The sequence below is a fragment of the Paenibacillus sp. 01T431 genome, from assembly GCF_056398625.1.
Window position 1 is genome coordinate 24,360 of sequence record NZ_JBFTPT010000007.1, and the last position, 17,831, is coordinate 42,190.

Here is a 17,831-nt window from a genome sequence, read left to right on the forward strand (position 1 = left end):
GGCCAGTCTTCAACTTTATTTTATGGTCTACTACTTTATTCTCAGTCTAGCACTTTATACTTCATTGAACATTAACCATTGCCAATCAACCCGAATAACAACAGACGGTTCATCTCAGCCATCTTTTCTTTATAGTTTCCTGATTTTGCCCAAGATAATTGAATGGTTCCAATCGCGTTTAACAATTCAAGAACAGTCTCCAGAGAAACGGAAGAGTGAATACCTCCTTCCTTTTTCGCAAGTTCAATAAGCTCTTGAATCATTTGAATTCTAATTTCATTAGTATTTTCACTATATAGACTCGATAACACATGGTCCTCTATGGCACCAGGTGAACCAAGCAATTGATAGTCCTGATCGGCGCAAATATCCATGATTTGAATGATTTTATCCTTGAAATCGATGTCATGGTTCATGATCTCTTCGGCCATATGAAGGGTGTTTTGCATCAAAACGTTTGCACATTCCTTGACAATCCCTTCTTTGCTTTCGAAATAGTTATATAGCGATACAGATGATACGCCGGACTCAGCGGCAATATCCTTTATGCTGACATGAACGAATCCTTTTTCTTTAAAAAGCCTTAATGCCGCATGAACAACTGCCGCCTTCTTTTTCTGAGTCCTTATTTCGAATTTATTCATTAAACATTCCTCCATCCCGCATCACTCCCTAAAATCAATGTAGCACATTTCGATAGGTTTTTAAATTTAATGGTTCTAAATTAAAAAACATCGACGAAACATTCTGATCGGAGATAAAATCAATTTGAAAGTTTTTTAATACCTATGTAACATATTTAAAAACTTTTTTTGCGAAACAACCAAAATGGAGGAATACTATGAGAATACTGGTCTACGGAGCAGGTGTATTGGGAAGTTATTTAGCTCACGAATTAGTTCACGGTGGAAACGAAGTCACAATGTTAGCCAGAGGGCGCCGCGCGGATGAGTTCCAGCAGAACGGTAATGTAATCCGCCATTATTTACAGCTCCGAACAACGGTCGATAAAGTAAACGTGATTCGTGAATTACAGCCGGAGGATGTTTATGATCTTATCTTCGTAGTGATGAAATATCCGGATTTCGAGGCAGTCCTTCCTGCCCTTGCAGCGAATCGAAGCAAACACATTGTTATTATGGGTAATAATGCAAGTCCCATTGAAATGCGGCATTATTTGCAATCCAATAGCCCTGTAGAGAAAAAGGTTGCCTTTGCTTTTCAGACGCTTGCCGGATGGAGAGAGAACGGTCGGGTAAACTGCTTGCGCGGCCCAAAGGTGACCTTGGCTTTCGGTGGCTTGGGGGAGCAATTAAATTGGCGATCGGTCATTGACCAAGCTTTAAAGAACACAAGGTATAATACGATCACCTTTACAAATATGGATGAATGGCTGAAAAGTCACTTCGTTATGATCTTGCCTTTGAATCGCATTGCCGTCTCGTATAATGGGAACCTGCGCAAAGCTGCCAAGGACAAAAGGCTGCTTAACTACGTCATTGACGCAATAGATGAAGGCCATCAAGTGTTGAGAAAAAATGGTTACACAATTACGCCTGCGAATCAACATCAATTAGTCCGAAAATATCGCAAGCTGTTTTTTACCGTGTTGAAGATTATACTAGCAACCCCCATCGGCAGAACCACGCTAAGCGATAAGGCAGTATCTGCCAACGAAATGACTGCGTTGTACCAGGCTTTTTCTGACTTAAAGAAAAGAGCGAATATGGCCACACCAAATTGGGACAGGCTTTACAATTACAACCCTTTGCAATAATGGAAATAATCTTGTCTCTAATCGATAATTAGAGCTAAGACCCCTTTTCGAGGGGTCATTTTCATTTTCAGGAGGGATGTAAGAATGAGAATTATCAAGACACAGCAGGACTTTGTAGCCCTGCACCGCACCGGAGCACTTCCGGCGACACTACTCGATCAGATCGAGTACTACTTCAACCAACTAAGGATTGAGTGTAGAGGACGAAGCGGAGGGTGAATTCCGCCTAAGCAGGCACGGCTACATCGTCTTTCTCGAAGCTGGCAGTCGGCCCCTTCCGCAAAAACTGCGGAGGGGGCTTTTGCTTCTCGCAAGCAAAAGTTCCCCGTGAAGTACACCCTCGTCATCTGACCCCAAAAAAGCCCGTAAAAGCGCTTCTACAGCGACGTTTCGGGGACGAGTGACCTACCCCAAACCCATGCCGCTCAACAAGCTTTTACAGGCTCCTACATGTTTCACCCCTAAAAACTTGCCGTTACTTATGGTACGGTTCCCCGCGTTTGATCTTCAACTGCTGTTAGTCAAATTACTGCTGACAACCTTTTGTAAGTAAGTAGACAAGTCCCTATCGAACGTTGGAACACCTGCGTTAATAGCGGATGCAATTTCAATGACTCTCTACGGTTGCTACAAAAACTTGTTGGCTCTATGTTGATTCCACTCAAGTACAATGGCGTGTTGACTTCAATGTGATAGGGCTGAATCCCCGTATTGACCACAGCCCTTCAAGAAGACCAGACATTATAGTGTTTATTGTGAGTTTACGAGCATGCGCTCGGTTAAGAGCATTTTGTAAACGTTTATTCAATTTTTGTGTTGACTCAAAACAAAAAAATACACCACCAAGGCAAGCGGCCTATATGGTGATGTATTCATCAGACGCAAACTACTATACTCTTCTGAAATTTCACTCCTCGCCAGTGGCGACAGGATTCTCAGGACTGGCACTCCAATCACTCCAACTCCCCGCATACAGCTTCACATTGTGGAAGCCTGCGTCTTGCAAAGCGAATACGTTCGGCGTAGCCGTCACGCCTGAGCCGCAGTACACGATAATCTCATCGTCCTGCGACAATCCATTGAAGCGAAGCTTCTGCTCTTCCGGCGATTTCCAGCTGCCGTCGGCGCGTTTGCCTTCGTTCCAGAAGCGATTGATCGCACCTGGAATATGTCCAGCCTTAGGATCAAGCGGTTCTACTTCGCCACGATAGCGAGGGGCTTCACGGGAATCGATGACCACTGTTCCCGCTTTGCCAACTCGAGCCTTTACATCGGCTTGGCTAACCAGCATCTCATCACGAACGTTTACATTAAAATTAATTCCTTCTATTAAAGAAGGGACATCCGTGCTAACCGGATATCCCGCCGCTTGCCAGCCAGCGAATCCGCCTTCTATTATATAGACTTGTCCATCGTGTCCAAGCCATTGCAGCAGCCAGCGCAGACGGGATGCCATTGCGCCGCCTTGATCGTCATAAGCGATAACTGTCGTATGATTGCCAATGCCAATCCGTTCAATAATATCTGCTAGCACCCGCGGCTCCGGCAATGGATGACGACCGCCTTCTCCATTCGGACGCTTTGGACTGGAGAGATCCTCGCTTAGATTCAAGTAATAAGCACCTGGAATATGAGCTTCTGCATAAGCATGCTTACCCGCTTCGGAATCGTTAAGCGCGTAGCGCGCATCCACAATAACCGTCCCATTCACATCAAGCTGCTCCAGCACCCCATCCGCTTTTTTAAAATAGGTCATCTCATCCATCTCCTCTACTATTTCTAAAATAGTGCTGCCGCTCGCATATCAATCATTTCTTTATCATCATATAACGCTCTCTTCATCAAAACACACCGCTCGATCACTCCGACGGTCGCTGCAGCAGCAGCGCAAAAAACGCTCCCGTTATTTCAATCGCCTTCTCCAAATCATCCGTCGTCCCTGCAAAAGGATGCACCGCTCCAAAAGTATGGTTCGCTCCTTCCAGCGGTGAAAAACGATGCTGCGGAGCAGCAGCTTGAAGCAGATAGTATCCTGTAAGCAATCGCCCAGCATCACCCGTTCCTTGAATGAATAACACAGGCGTTCGAAGTGACGCCGCTTTAGCTGTGATAGCGAAGCGCATTCGATTCCGATCTAAATCCTCAAAAAACGCAGCGTTAATCGGCATTTCCTGCTTTGTCCTTGCATTCGTCACATAGCCTACCCCATCCCGCAATACCTGCTCGCGGAATTCTTCTCCAAACAGATTGGCCTTCGCTATTCCGTTCCATGTTACTACGCCGCGAATTTCCGGATGCTCGGCTGCGAATATTACGCTATTCCCTCCGCCGCGGCTATGCCCTACTATGAAAATTTGCTGCTTATCCATCTGTTCATCAAGCGGAAGTCTACCCTCGAGCAAGGCTGCAAGCACAGCTGACAAATCCTTTTGCTCCTGCGAGTAGGTGTTCATCCCGAACTTTTCCAGCTCGTCAAAATCATGTTCATTAACGCCGTTAAACGAAAAGTTGAACGTAATAACCGCAAAGTCCTGACCCGCGAATTGTCCGGCTGCATAAGGGAAGAACGCCCAATCCTTGAACCCTTTAAAACCATGCACAAAGAGGAGGACCGGCTTTCGTCCCCCATCTTCCTTCACTCTTATATCGCCTCTTACATACACTCCCGGGTCCAGCTCCAACGTAAATGTCTGATGCAAAATACTCCCATTACTCAATAACAGCACCTTCCCCGTCACCATATTTCACTCTATAGCAGCTATTCACTCCGTTTATACCATATCTATCTACCCTGATCATATCACCAACGTGCATTATAGAGGTGGGATTACCTGTAAAATAGTACAAAAAAACTACACCCACGCATCGTTTGCATATCCACGCGCTTCCCAGTACCCCACATGCTCGCCTTTAATCAGCTCAATTCGGTTTAACCATTTTACGGATTTATAAGCATACATTTTCGGTACAATGAGACGAACCGGTCCGCCGAGATCACTCGGGATCGGCTTCCCATCATGCATGACCGCCACCATTACATCATCCATGTCGGCCTGCTCAAGTGTAAGGGTATCTGTATATACGCCATCACCCGAGTAAAGCTTCACCGTTTCCGCACCGGGCTGCACACCCGCCATTTTCAGCAGTTCTTTAAGTGGAATACCCTCCCACGTGTTTTTGTAAACGGACCAACCGGTCACACAGTGAAAATCACTGACCTGCACCGTTCGCTTCAGCGCCACAAACTGTTTCCAATCCCACTTAAATGACTTATCGACCAACCCATCTATCGTAAAATTCCAATCCGCATTTGTAAAAGAGGGAATCGGCGTTACCGTGTATACACGGAACTGTCCAACAGCTCCTCCACCCGTTGGCGGGGCTGAAGCAGGCAGCGGCTGCGGGGCTGGCAGAAGCATATTTGCATCATTTTCGATCAGCTTATCGATGCTCTGGCTTCCTCCTACACTTCCAAGCGAGTTCCCGAGCCATTTCAGAAAAGAAGGCCCGATCGTGACAGCCAAGCCTATGCCAATTGCACCGCGAATGAACGCTTTGCGCGTATACACCGGCTGAGGCGCTCCCGCTGGATGGATGACGCCCTCTTCCTTTTGCTCGTTTTTGACGGTACGGCGATTCGGCTCCTTCAGCCATTTGACCCGCGTGATGGAATGATAAATGATATAAGGAAGACCAACCCATGTAAGGAGATCATGGATGACTAATGCCACATTAGACACACTTGGTCCGACGGCTCTAAACTGCCACAGCAGCACGCCCGATCCGAACCAGCCCAGCAATAAGCCTAACACGACAAGTACGTTAAATCTTTGCCATGGTTTTTGCTTCAGCTGCTTCCAATGATTTCCAGCCAGCGCCAGATAATAGACAACAGGCAGGATGGATGCTATACCGACAACGACATGCGCCCACTTTATCCAAACGCGAACCTCCCCAAGAACGCCGCGCCAGAAGCCGCCCACCAGTATAAGCCCAGTTAATGCCAAAATAACGACAATCCAGCCGTTCCAAGCATGCAGCGAAACAAGCTTTTTACCATAACCCTTGCGAAGACGCTCCAACAGTCCACTCATCGGCTAAGCCTCCTCTTCTCCTCTAAGTTTTTTTCCGAGAAAAAACTTATCCGTACCTTCTGGTGCCTCATGCAACGTGAACCAAAATAAGCTCCCATGAAGACCAGACTTTTGCACGCCTATTTCCCCTCCATATTGCTCTACTAATAACTTAGCGATGGAAAGTCCAAGTCCCGCACCTCCGCTATCCCGGCTTCGTGAACGGTCTGATCGGTAGAACCGCTCGAAGATCCGCTCTCTATCGGCTTCCGGCACACCTTCCCCTTCGTCAATAACGGAAAAGCGGATAAGCTTCTCCTGCAGCCCGTACCATTCTTCTGCTTTTATTAAAATTATGCCGCCTTGCGGCGAATGCCTCACCGCATTTTCGAGCAGGTTCTGTAGTATGCGTTGCAAGTGGCGCGACTGCATCATTAAACGAAGTGAACGCTCCGGCAGCTTAACTCTAAGCTGCAACGATTTCTCATCCAAAGGCTTCGTAAACCGCGGCAACAGCTCGACTAGCACATCCTCCACATTCGCTGGTTCAAATACCGCCGGCTCATGCTTCTTCTCATCCAGCGTCGACAATTCGAACAAATCCTGAATTAGTTCGCCAAGTCTTACCGTCTCGCTCCGTATCGTCCCCAAATAATACTTGAAGGATTCTTCATCCGAAATGACGCCATCCTCTAACGCTTCTACATAGGACTGTACCGAAGCGAGCGGCGTACGCAGATCATGCGCCATGTTCGCAACGAGCTCACGCTGCGCCGCCTCGACTGCTTTTATTTGCCGGAAGCTTTCCTCCAAGTTGATCCCCATATGATTGAATTGTTCCGCTAGCTGCTTAAACTCCCTCAGACCTGCATGCTTTACCCTCGCCTTCAAGTTGCCTGCCGCAATTAGCCCGGCCCCTTCACCGATCCTTCTAACGGAATCCTCAAGCGGCCTCACGAACAGAAAGTAAAGCATACACGAAACTAAACCCGCTCCCACGGTCGCAAGCGTCAACCAAATGAACTGCTGCTTGGATAGTAACATATACCGGTAGAACACCAGTTGCAAAATAATAATAAATACGATACTGATTGTATTGGCCAGCATAAGGTAAGAGCGAAGCTTCATACAGATGCTCCATTGCCGTCCAGCTTATAGCCAATTCCCCATACGGTCTTAATCCAACTTGGATCGGAAGGATTCTCCTCTATTTTCTCCCTTAAACGACGAATAAGCACCGTAACGGTCGTCGTATCGCCATCATAAGCGAAATCCCATATCTGGTTAAGCAACTGGCTACGGGAGAATACCTTTCCTGGATAAAGTGCAAGCAGATGCAGCAAGTCAAATTCTTTGGCCGTGAGATCTGCCTCCGCTCCATTAACAACAACCCTTCTCTCCTGAGGAAAGATTGATAATCCGTCAAAAAAAAGCGACTGCCCTGCCCCCCCGTCGCCGCTGCCATTCGTCTCCGTCCCCTGCTTCTTTGCCACGCTGCCGGCCAAAGACCTTCTCAATATATTTTTAATGCGCAGGACGAGCTCCCTCGGACTGAACGGCTTCGTTATATAATCGTCCGCGCCCATCGTTAAGCCTAGCAACCGATCGGCCTCTTCTCCCCGCGCCGTAAGCATGATGATCGGAGTTTCCTCTTCCTGACGAACCCGATCGCATACCTCCAGACCTCCGAACTTTGGCATCATCAAATCGAGAACGAGCAGGTCCGGCCGATGCTCTCGCCATAGCCGCAAAGCCTCCTCGCCGTCTGCCGCTACCCAAACCGTCCATCCCTCACGTTCCAAATAACGCCTACACACATCTCTTATATTCCGTTCATCATCGGCTACTATTATTTTCGCGCTCAATGCGGGTTCACTCCTCTTTCCTAAAACTTATATCCTCTTCTTAAATTATAACGCCGATAGGACACGGATACGAGTATAGCTGTCTTTTATAGCAATAATTCCCCCGCCATGAGGCGGAGGAATTTTTAAAAAAAGCACAACACACCTTAAAGACCATCCAATAATGCTTGATAGTTCTTATATAGTTTCATCCGTTGCAGTTTGTGCAACCGAATCACCACTCCTATAGCCGCCAAAATCGTACTAACCATTATTTTCATTGCATTTCTGCTATCTAACTTCCAAGTTCGGGTTTTATGTGAGCTTTGCCAAACAGATACTTTGCTGAATCATCTCCCTAGTTATTTCACCAATCCCCATTACATCTTTTCTTCAGTCTTCATCTCATCCGTTTTCATTTCATCTTTCTTCATATCGTCAGTTTTCATTTCATCCGATTTCATCTTGTCTGTCATCATTTCGTCGGACTTCATCTCATCTTTCTTCATATTGTCAGTCTTCATCTCATCAGTCATCATTTCTTCGGACTTCATTTCGTCGGATTTCATCTCATCAGACTTCATCTCGTCTTTCATTTCCGTTTGAGAGTTTTCTTTGCCCATGTTATCATTATTCGCGTTGCACGCGCTTAACACCAACATGCCCCCTAGTATTAGTGAAGCCAACATACTTTTTTTCAAAATAATCTCCTCCTTGGAATATCCCATTGTTCTTCTACGGACCAATCGTATCGAACATTGCTAACCATCCAAGAACAATACACTTTCGAAATCATTAGTAAACTATTACAAAAGTATTACATCTCCTCTATCCTGAGGGAAGATAAGTCATTTTCGATCTTTTCATTAAAATCTTGGAACCACATCCATATGCTTCGCCCCATTGTCCTTTTTTAGATGCTCTACGTAGGCTTCCGGATAATAGCTGTCAGCTTCTATGGAATTAGGAATTTCTTCTAACCTTGAAAGCTCCAAAAATCATGCCAATCCACTGCATCCTTCAACTCCCTGTTGATTCAGAGCATAAAAAAATACACCGCTCAAGGCCTATTGCCTACTTAGCGATGTATTTAAATCCTACATATCATATCTCCAATGTTTCCACAATTCCATCTTAAATCGATCCCAAAATAAAATAAAGCAAGAAGAAAAATGCGATGACGTACATCGTTATCGATACTTCTTTTCTTCGGCCTGTGACCAGCTTCAGAATTGGGTAGGCAATAAAGCCAAACGCAATCCCGTTTGCGATACTAAAGGATAGCGGCATAATTGCCATCATCAGATAAGCAGGAAAAGCTTCTGTAAAATCATTGAACGGAATCTCCTTAATGCTCTGAAACATTAGGCAGCCAACAATGATGAGTACAGGTGCAATCGCGCTGTTTGGAATTATTTTGAAAAGAGGGATCATAAACAAAGCAGGAATAAACAAAATTCCCGTTGTAAAAGAGGTTAGCCCCGTTCTCCCGCCTGATGCAATGCCTGTTGCAGACTCAGCTGCTGTCGTCATCGGACTACAACCCAGAAGTCCTGCACTAATTACCGATACAGAGTTAGCCTGAAAGGATCTGCGGAACTTCGCCTTGTCTGGAAGCATGCCAAGCTGGGCGCCCATATTTTGAAAAATAATGACCATCGATAACGAAAAAACAGCTGTCCAAAAATTAAGCGTGCCGATTCCACTAAAGTCCAAGGCAAAAAACAACTCTCCGTACCCATTAAAGGAAATACTAAAATCACGTAGAGTTGAAAAATCGACGATACCAAGCAGCGCGCCAATGCCTGTACCAGCGATAATGGCAATTAAGAAGCTGCCTTTTACATTTCGCATGAAAAGCGGTATCGCAATCAATAAAGTCAATATAGTCGTTAGGGCATAAGGATCACTCAGCTTAGCCAAAGTAACGAAAGTTCCTTCGCTCGCAACGATGATCCCCCCATTTTTCAAGCCTAGAAAAGCAATAAAAAGGCCAATACCGGCGGTCATGGCGTTAATCATCGACGTCGGGATCGAGCGCGATAGATAGTCGGCCCCTTTCGTTACCGCAGTTAACATAAATACAATACCCGCCAAAAATACAGCTGCAAGTGCTTGCTGCCACGTAAGTCCTAACGAGAATACTAAAGTAAAAACAAAAAATGCATTGTCTCCCATCCCAGGGACGAGAATTAACGGTGATTTCGCCCAAAGTGCCATCAGCATGCAACCGATAAAAGAGCAGATTACTGTAACAATCGTAGCTGCTTCATAAGGCATGCCGGCTAGCTGCAAGATGGCGCCATTGACCGCGATGATATAGGCAACCGTCATAAATGAAGTTGTTCCTGCAACTAACTCCGTACGTACCGTCGTGTTTTCTTTTTCAATATGGAACATTTTCTGCAATCGACTTCCCAAGTGTATAACCACCTTTTATCGTTTCCCAACATCATAGGGTTCCCCTAATGCTTTGGGTGAACGAGCTGTCCCTACTGCTCCAATTAATACGAGTAATGTTAAGACGTATGGAAACATATAGAAGAACTCATTTGGAATGCTAGCAGCAAAATCAAAGATTTGCAATTGGTCCTTTGCTGCTTGGGCTAAACCAAAAAATAGTGAAGCAAGCATCACGCCTATCGGATTCCATTTTCCAAAAATAACAGCCGCAAGTGCAATATAGCCTTGTCCAGAAATGGTATTAAAAGCAAAGTTGCCATTTGAGGTAAGTACAATCGTTGCTCCGCCAAGAGCTGCAAGTGATCCGCTTAAAATAACAGCGATGTAGCGGGTGCGATTTACTTTTATTCCAACCGTATCTGCCGCGCTTGGATGTTCACCAACAGAACGAAGCCTTAGTCCACCTGAGGTCTTAAACAAATAAGTAAATAGGGCGATGACTAATGCAATGGCAATATACGTAGTCGGATAGGCATTGAAGAACACATTGCCAATGAACGGAATGTCGCTTAAATAAGGAATCGTCACCTTATGAAATACAGTCGTTAGAAGCGGTGTTTCTGCTGAGCCGTCAAAAAGTAATTTTACGAAAAAGAACGTTGAGCTTGCAGCGAGAATATTGATAACAACCCCGCTTACAACCTGATTCGCTTTAAATGTAATCGAGGCGACCGCATGAATGCTAGAAAAGATAATGGTAAATAGGAAGGCTCCAAGCAAGCCTAACCAAGGGGAGAAACCGCCAAAGCCCGCTATTTCCGCATAATGAGTCGTTATTGCAGAGAAGAAGGCTCCCGATACCATAAACCCTTCCAGTCCAATATTAATGACTCCCGAGCGTTCGGAAATGAGTCCACCGAGTGCAGCAAAGATAAGGGCAGTTGAGAATACGAGCGTCCCATTTAGTAAATTGCCAATTACCTCCATCTGTCACACCTTCTTCTTTGATTTTAGTTTAATCGTCCGGAAAAGCAACTTAACGATGCCTGGTGCAGCAACAAAAAAGATAATAAATGCAATAATCATCCGAATAATTTCGCCTGGCACCTCTGCACCAAAGCTCATGCCTTGCGAACCATAGGTAAGGCCCCCAATCAGGGACGCGGAGAGGAATACGCCAAGTGCGCTATTGCCGCCAAGCAAAGCTACAGCTATACCATCAAAACCTAGACCAGATGAAACCGAGTTGATAGCCACATAGTTGAACACGCCTAACACTTCAAAGGTACCAATCAAACCGCCAAATACGCCTGAAATAAACATGGTACGAACCATAACATTCGAAACCTTCATTCCTGCATATTTTGCAGCATCAGAATTAAGCCCAACTGCCCGCAGCTCATAACCCCATGTGGTCTTGGTTAAATAGATGTGGTAAAAAATAACCGCAACAATCGCAATCAAAAATCCCCAGTGGATACGTGCGCCATCCATCAGCTCAGAGAGCCAGCTAATCTGAATACTGGCAGAATCATGGATCAAGGCGGATCGTTGTGTACCTGCTTGCGGGATGAACGTCCGAATAATATAATTCGCCAAATAAAGCGCAATAAAATTAAGCATGATGCTGGTAATCACTTCGTTAATACCACGTTTTGCCTTAATATAACCCACTAGCGCTCCCCACATCCCGCCAAGCAAGGCGCCAACTAGGACAGCCAGCAGCGCATGCAGCACAGGTGGCAGACTAAACTGTGTGCCTACTATTAAGGCGCCGAGCGATCCCATAATAATCTGACCGTCTACGCCAATATTAAACATGCCAGAACGAAAAGCGATCGCTACGGCCAAGCCGCTCATCATAAGCGGTACAATCGTACGCATAGCTTCTCCAAAATCGTAACGGCTGCCGAATATTTTATCGATTAGAGATTTATAGGCCAGCACTGGGTCGTAGCCGCCAATCCACATAATAATGGCGCCTAACAGCAAACCCATAACAATGGCAACAAGAGGGATAAGTGCAGATTCCCGTTTGAAAATACTCATTATTTTATTCATGGATGCCTTCTCCTTCATGCTTGCCTGCCATCATCATTCCTAATTGCTGATCATTTGTTGTTTCTGGCGTGGTTTCTCCAACCATTTGTCCGCCGAATAGGACCAAAATACGGTCTGCTACATTGAGTATTTCATCCAATTCAAACGAAATCAGCAAAACAGCCTTGCCTTGATCACGTTCTGCGATTAACTGCTGATGCACAAATTCAATCGCGCCTACGTCCAGCCCTCTCGTAGGCTGAGCCGCAATTAAGACCTGCGGATTTTTATCGATTTCGCGTGCGATAATGATTTTTTGCTGGTTTCCTCCTGACATCGAACGAACGAATGTATCAATGCCTGGTGTGCGTATATCAAACTCGTTCACTAACCGCGTTGCCATGTCATCCATCGTTTTCTTATTAATAAAACCATGCTTGCTTATTTCTGGTTGATAATACGTTTGCAAAATTGTATTTTCACTGACAGAAAAGTCCAGAACGAGTCCATGTTTATGCCGATCCTGCGGAATATGTGACATTCCCGCTTCAGAAATCGTACGCGGAGCAAGATTGGCGATGCTTTTGCCTTGCAGCCAAATTTCACCTGAACGTATGCTTTGCATACCTGTTAAAGCTTCGATTAGCTCTGACTGTCCATTGCCGTCTACACCAGCAATACCGACAATCTCGCCCGCCCGTACGGAGAAGCTGAGATTATTAACAGCGGCCTTGCCGTTACTGCCTGTAACCACCAAATTTTTTACTTCTAATAACGCTTTTTTCGGGTTAGCTGCTCTTTTGGCAGTTTTAAAATTAACTTCTTTGCCTACCATTTTTTCCGCTAATTGCTGCGCATCGCTCGATGCTACTTCCACACTTTCAATCCGCTTACCGCGCCGAATAATGGTGCAAGTATCTGCTATTTCCATAATTTCCTTAAGCTTATGAGTAATGAGGATAATAGATTTTCCCTCAGCGACAAGACGCTTCATAATTGCCAGTAATTCTGTGATCTCTTGTGGAGTTAACACAGCAGTAGGCTCATCAAAGATTAGAATATCTGCTCCACGGTATAGTGTTTTTAAAATTTCTACGCGCTGCTGCATCCCTACACTGATCGATTCGATGGTTGCCATTGGATCAACATCAAGCTTATAACGTTCAGATAGTTCTTTAACCTTTTTACTTGCTCCTTTAATATCAATCTTCATCCCTTTTTTGGGTTCCATCCCGAGAATGATATTTTCCGTTACCGTAAAAGGCTCTACCAATTTAAAATGCTGATGCACCATCCCAATTCCAAGCTCAATTGCCTTGTTTGGACTATCCATCAGCTCATGCTTCCCATTTACATGAATCTCGCCTTCGTCTGGCTGATATAATCCGAATACGATACTCATTAGGGTGGATTTCCCTGATCCATTTTCCCCGAGCAAAGCATGAATTTCTCCACGCTTTAGCTGCAAGCTAATCGAATCGTTAGCGACTACGCCGGGGAATCTTTTGGTTATCCCTTTCAGCTCTAACACGACATCTGTCTTAGTCATATAAGACCCTCCCCAAAATATTCGTCCCCTCACCCTATCTAAAACAATGATAGAAGAGGGGACGAAATCGCATTATTTTTCCGGTACGACGATCTCACCATTAATGATTTTCGTGCGATATTCCTCGACCTTGGCAAGAACTTCCGGCGCTACATTAGTTTTCGAATTTGGAGCGATATCGACTCCATTTTCTTTGAGGCCCATTAATGTCACTTTACCCGCCGGGAAATCGCCTTCAGCTAATTTTTTTGAAGCTTGGTAAACAGCCTCATCTACTTTTTTGATCATCGAAGTTAATGTAACATCATCTCCGAAGGTTAAAGATTGATCTTTATCCACGCCAATGACCCATACTTTTCCGCCCTTGCTGTTGCGTTCCTTCGCTTCATTAAATACACCATTGCCTGTTAGTCCTGCTGCATGGAATATGATATCTGCACCATCGTTATAGATGGTAGAAGCTGCAGATTTCCCCATATCTACCCGGTTGAATAGCCCTGTATAGTTAACGATTAATTTCGCATCTGGATTTACAGCTTTTATCCCTTCGCGGAAGCCCGCTTCAAACCGTTTAATAACGGGAATATCCATGCCGCCTATAAAGCCGATTTTATTTGTTTTTGTCGTTAAACCTGCGATAACCCCAACAAGGAACGAACCTTCTTGCTCTTTAAAAGAAATAGCGGCTACATTCGGCAGCACAAGGTCAGAATCGACAATTCCAAACATCTTATCTGGATTTTCTTTGGATAGCTGTGTTACTGCATCAGCTAAAGTAAAGGCAGTTGCCCATGTTAAATCATAGTTTGCTTTAACAAATTGATTTAAGTTAGGAACAACATCGCCATCTGTTTTTGGTTCCAGGTACTTCACTTCAAAACCAAAGTCCTTCTTTAATTTCTGCAACGCTTCCCAAGCACTTTGGTTAAAGGATTTATCATTTACACTGCCAAGGTCAGTAACCATTCCGACTTTCAGCTTTTTAAGCTCTTGTTTATTATCTGTACCTGCAGCCCCTGCGTTACCCGTATCGCTTTTATGACCGCATGCTGTTATGACTAACGTAAAAATCAATATTAAAGGCAATAATGCTTTCATTGTTTTTTTCATTGTAAATTCCCCCTAATGTTTTATTCCTCGTTATTGGTTACATTTACTAACAATTCCAAGAAGCTTTCCCCGATAGCTGGTTTAGTGACCATGAAATTTTCTGCAATCGTTGCAGCTAAATCAGCAAATGTGTTTCTTATGCCTATAGAAATGCTATCCTTTGCTAACGATGGGCTGTAAATCAAGATAGGTACGTATTCACGGGTATGATCCGTTCCTGGCGCAGTTGGGTCGTTGCCGTGATCAGCCGTAATGATAAGTAAATCGTTGTCGCCCATTTGCTGCATAAGCTCTGGTACATACAGATCGAACTCTTCAAGGCAGGCAGCGTATCCTTTAGGATCGCGACGATGGCCGTATAAAGAATCAAAATCAACTAAGTTTGTGAATAACAATCCGTGGAAAGGCCGATTCAGCAGCTTAATCGTTGCCTTGATGCCATCCAAATTGCTCTTTGTTGGATAGGATTCACTAATTCCTTGCCCTGTGAAAATATCGTTGATCTTCCCCACCGAAATAACATCGAGGCCTTCATTTTTCAGATGATCAAGCACGGTTTCTCCAAAAGGCTTGAGTGCATAATCATGCCGATTAGGTGTACGTTTATAAGCTCCCGGCTCACCGATGTAAGGCCTCGCTATGACTCGGCCAACTACATAAGGAACATTCAAAGTTAGCTCACGCGCAATTTCACATGCATGATATAGCTCATTTAATGGAATAACATCCTCATGAGCTGCGATTTGGAATACGCTGTCTCCGGAAGTATAAACAATCCATGCGCCCGTTCGGAGCTGCTCTTCTCCATACTCGTCCAAAATTTCAGTTCCAGAAGCCGGCTTGTTTCCAATCACCTTGCGACCGGTCAAGGCTTCGAACTTCTCAATCAATTCCGCTGGAAATCCATCGGAATAAACTTGAAAGGGCACCTTTACTTCGAGTCCCATGAGTTCCCAATGACCCGTCATCGTATCTTTGCCTACCGATACCTCTGCCATCTTGCCATAACATGCTAGAGGTTTATCCGCTTTCAAGATGGTAGCGAGTGGTGCAATATTACCAAGACCCATAGCTGTAAGATTTGGTAATTTCATGTCTGGTTCTTGCTCGCAAATATGTCCTAAGGTATGGCTGCCTTCATCTCCGAAAGCTRCAGCATCCGGTAATGCACCGATACCAACACTATCCAGCACAATCACGCTTATCCGCTCGAATTTCATAAATACACCTCATTTCTCAAAAAAAAGCTAAGCCCATGCATTGCTATTTTCCACCCAATCCATGCTACAATACGTTTCTAGCCGTTTCGCAATCTCTTACCTAAGAGTTGCTTAAATATTGAAATGCGAAAGGAAAATTCTTATGATCGACAACATCTCAGACATCTCGATTTTCTCGGACATTCCTAAGGATGAATTGCAAAAATTAACCCCATTGCTCAAAGAACGACGGTTCAAGAAGAATCATGTTCTAATGTTTGAAAACGACCAAAGTGACGAGGTTTATCTTATTCGCTCAGGTATGATCAAGATTTATCGCATGTACGAAGGAAAAGAAGTCGTTCTGAGTATTACTAGTGCCGGCGATATCATTGGAGAAGTAGAAGCCCTCTCCAGCGACAATCATCGAATCTCATCCATAGAAGCCTTAGAAGACGTCAACGTTTGGCTGCTGTCAAAACGGGATTTCCTGCAGCTCGTGGATCAATATCCTTCCATCCTGCGAAACGCTTACAAAATTCTTGTAGAGCGAACTCGGATGCTCAATCGCATGATTCGTTATTTGACCTTCCATGACGTACGTGGAAAAGTAGTTAATCTCATTATGGATCTCTATTACAATTATGGAGTCGCCAGTGATAACGCATACAAAATCGATTTAAAAATTAATCAATCCTTGTTCGCCAGCATGCTCGGAGTCACGCGAGAATCCATCTCCAAAACGCTGGGTGAGTTTCAAGCCGAAGGACTGATCGACATTCGTGATAAGTACTTATACCTCCTTGATAAGGAAATGATAGAATCGATCTGTAATGAAACAGAAGAGCTTCCTGCAATGCGTAAGTGGAATAACATTTAACGTTGCCGTGCACCTAATAATACAAATGACAGCGCTTTATTTCCGTTACTGCGCTAACAGTTATTTTGTGAACCAGTTCACAAAAGTATAGTAATCCCTTTAACATAATGTGGATATCGAATCATGCTATGATTCTCGTGCATTCTTTTTTGTGATGCACGATAAGAAACATTGGAGGGAATTCACATGAGTTTTCATATTGAAGCAAAGATTGGCGAAATTGCAGAATCCGTCTTATTACCTGGAGATCCGCTGCGTGCAAAGTATATTGCGGAGACCTTCCTCGAAAATGTCGTCTGTTACAACAATGTACGTGGCATGTTAGGCTTTACAGGCACATATAAGGGCAACCGAGTATCGATTCAAGGTACAGGAATGGGTATGCCTTCTGCGTCCATATATATTCAAGAATTGATCAACGATTATGGTGCCAAAAATCTCGTTCGTATCGGAACATGCGGCGCTATTCAAAATGATGTGAATCTCCGCGATGTTCTTATTGCGCAAGCAGCGGCTACCGATTCGGCTATCATTCGCAACCAATTCCCTGGGTTTGACTTCCCTCAGATTGGAAACTTTGATCTAATTAAGACCGCTTATGAAATTGGAGAAGCCAAAGGCCTTAACCTGCGCGTAGGTAACGTGCTATCTTCTGATGTTTTCTACACAGAAGACAAAGATGCCGTAACCAAGCTAGGCCGCCATGGCGTATTGGCAGTAGAAATGGAAACAGCCGCACTTTATTATTTAACAGTTAAATTCGGCGTAAAAGGTCTCAGCCTCCTAACGGTAAGTGATCATATTCTTACTGGAGAACAAACGACTGCACAAGAGAGACAAACGACCTTCAACGATATGATTGAAGTCGCACTAGAAACTGTAGCTAAATAGATCTTTCACTAACAATCAGAAACCTGTCACAGCTCATCAACCTATACATTGGATTAAAAAAAAAG

General features: G+C 44.6%; 16 protein-coding genes. 3 read left to right on the forward strand and 13 right to left on the reverse strand.

The annotated features are described in order from the left end of the window. Window positions 1-71: 71 nt before the first annotated feature. Window positions 72-644 (reverse strand): TetR/AcrR family transcriptional regulator, encoded by a 573-nt coding sequence (locus AC1DM9_RS14230; protein ID WP_477580584.1) that lies wholly within the window; start codon window positions 642-644, stop codon window positions 72-74. A gap of 197 nt (window positions 645-841) precedes the next feature. Here AC1DM9_RS14230 and AC1DM9_RS14235 point away from each other — a divergent pair, with 197 nt between their 5' ends. After that, entirely contained in the window at window positions 842-1,777 is a 936-nt protein-coding gene (locus AC1DM9_RS14235) for a ketopantoate reductase family protein (RefSeq protein WP_477580586.1), read from the forward strand. A gap of 907 nt (window positions 1,778-2,684) precedes the next feature. Here the strand turns inward: AC1DM9_RS14235 and AC1DM9_RS14240 are convergent. The 12 genes from AC1DM9_RS14240 to deoB form a co-directional block, all read right to left on the reverse strand. Then, the gene (locus AC1DM9_RS14240) at window positions 2,685-3,533 is read right to left on the reverse strand and encodes a sulfurtransferase (protein WP_477580588.1); all 849 of its coding nucleotides are present in this window, start codon (window positions 3,531-3,533) and stop codon (window positions 2,685-2,687) included. Between the two features lie 103 nt (window positions 3,534-3,636). Next, window positions 3,637-4,494 (reverse strand): alpha/beta hydrolase family protein, encoded by an 858-nt coding sequence (locus AC1DM9_RS14245; protein WP_477580590.1) that lies wholly within the window; start codon window positions 4,492-4,494, stop codon window positions 3,637-3,639. 135 nt (window positions 4,495-4,629) lie between these two features. Then, the gene (locus AC1DM9_RS14250) at window positions 4,630-5,871 is read right to left on the reverse strand and encodes a molybdopterin-dependent oxidoreductase (RefSeq protein WP_477580592.1); all 1,242 of its coding nucleotides are present in this window, start codon (window positions 5,869-5,871) and stop codon (window positions 4,630-4,632) included. Window positions 5,872-5,874: 3 nt separating this feature from the next. After that, a complete protein-coding gene (locus AC1DM9_RS14255) occupies window positions 5,875-6,978 on the reverse strand; it encodes a sensor histidine kinase (protein WP_477580594.1) in 1,104 nt (367 codons plus the stop codon). After that, window positions 6,975-7,715 (reverse strand): response regulator transcription factor, encoded by a 741-nt coding sequence (locus tag AC1DM9_RS14260; protein WP_477580596.1) that lies wholly within the window; start codon window positions 7,713-7,715, stop codon window positions 6,975-6,977. Before AC1DM9_RS14260 ends, AC1DM9_RS14255 begins: the two co-directional genes overlap by 4 nt. A 359-nt stretch (window positions 7,716-8,074) precedes the next feature. Then, the gene (locus AC1DM9_RS14265; RefSeq protein ID WP_477510161.1) at window positions 8,075-8,395 is read right to left on the reverse strand and encodes a hypothetical protein; all 321 of its coding nucleotides are present in this window, start codon (window positions 8,393-8,395) and stop codon (window positions 8,075-8,077) included. A 433-nt stretch (window positions 8,396-8,828) separates the two neighbouring features. Further along, window positions 8,829-10,115 carry an NCS2 family permease gene (locus AC1DM9_RS14270; protein WP_339206554.1) on the reverse strand — a complete coding sequence of 429 codons (1,287 nt, stop codon included), beginning with the start codon at window positions 10,113-10,115 and terminating at the stop codon, window positions 8,829-8,831. Between the two features lie 15 nt (window positions 10,116-10,130). After that, entirely contained in the window at window positions 10,131-11,084 is a 954-nt protein-coding gene (locus AC1DM9_RS14275) for an ABC transporter permease (RefSeq protein WP_477580598.1), read from the reverse strand. Between the two features lie 3 nt (window positions 11,085-11,087). After that, complete coding sequence (locus AC1DM9_RS14280) at window positions 11,088-12,158, reverse strand: ABC transporter permease (RefSeq protein ID WP_477549013.1); 1,071 nt, start codon at window positions 12,156-12,158, stop codon at window positions 11,088-11,090. Next, window positions 12,151-13,686: an ABC transporter ATP-binding protein gene (locus AC1DM9_RS14285; protein WP_076271624.1), complete on the reverse strand. Its 1,536-nt coding sequence runs from the start codon at window positions 13,684-13,686 to the stop codon at window positions 12,151-12,153. The genes AC1DM9_RS14280 and AC1DM9_RS14285 overlap by 8 nt, the downstream gene beginning before the upstream one ends. Window positions 13,687-13,758: 72 nt before the next feature. Further along, window positions 13,759-14,796, reverse strand: coding sequence for a BMP family lipoprotein (locus tag AC1DM9_RS14290; protein ID WP_477580600.1), 1,038 nt, complete (start codon window positions 14,794-14,796; stop codon window positions 13,759-13,761). 20 nt (window positions 14,797-14,816) lie between these two features. Continuing rightward, window positions 14,817-16,016 carry a phosphopentomutase gene (gene deoB, locus AC1DM9_RS14295; RefSeq protein ID WP_477580602.1) on the reverse strand — a complete coding sequence of 400 codons (1,200 nt, stop codon included), beginning with the start codon at window positions 16,014-16,016 and terminating at the stop codon, window positions 14,817-14,819. A 142-nt stretch (window positions 16,017-16,158) separates the two neighbouring features. Between deoB and AC1DM9_RS14300 the strand changes: the two genes are divergently transcribed. Beyond that, a complete protein-coding gene (locus AC1DM9_RS14300) occupies window positions 16,159-16,875 on the forward strand; it encodes a Crp/Fnr family transcriptional regulator (RefSeq protein ID WP_477580604.1) in 717 nt (238 codons plus the stop codon). A 186-nt stretch (window positions 16,876-17,061) separates the two neighbouring features. After that, window positions 17,062-17,766 (forward strand): purine-nucleoside phosphorylase, encoded by a 705-nt coding sequence (deoD, locus tag AC1DM9_RS14305; RefSeq protein ID WP_076271628.1) that lies wholly within the window; start codon window positions 17,062-17,064, stop codon window positions 17,764-17,766. Window positions 17,767-17,831 lie beyond the last annotated feature (65 nt).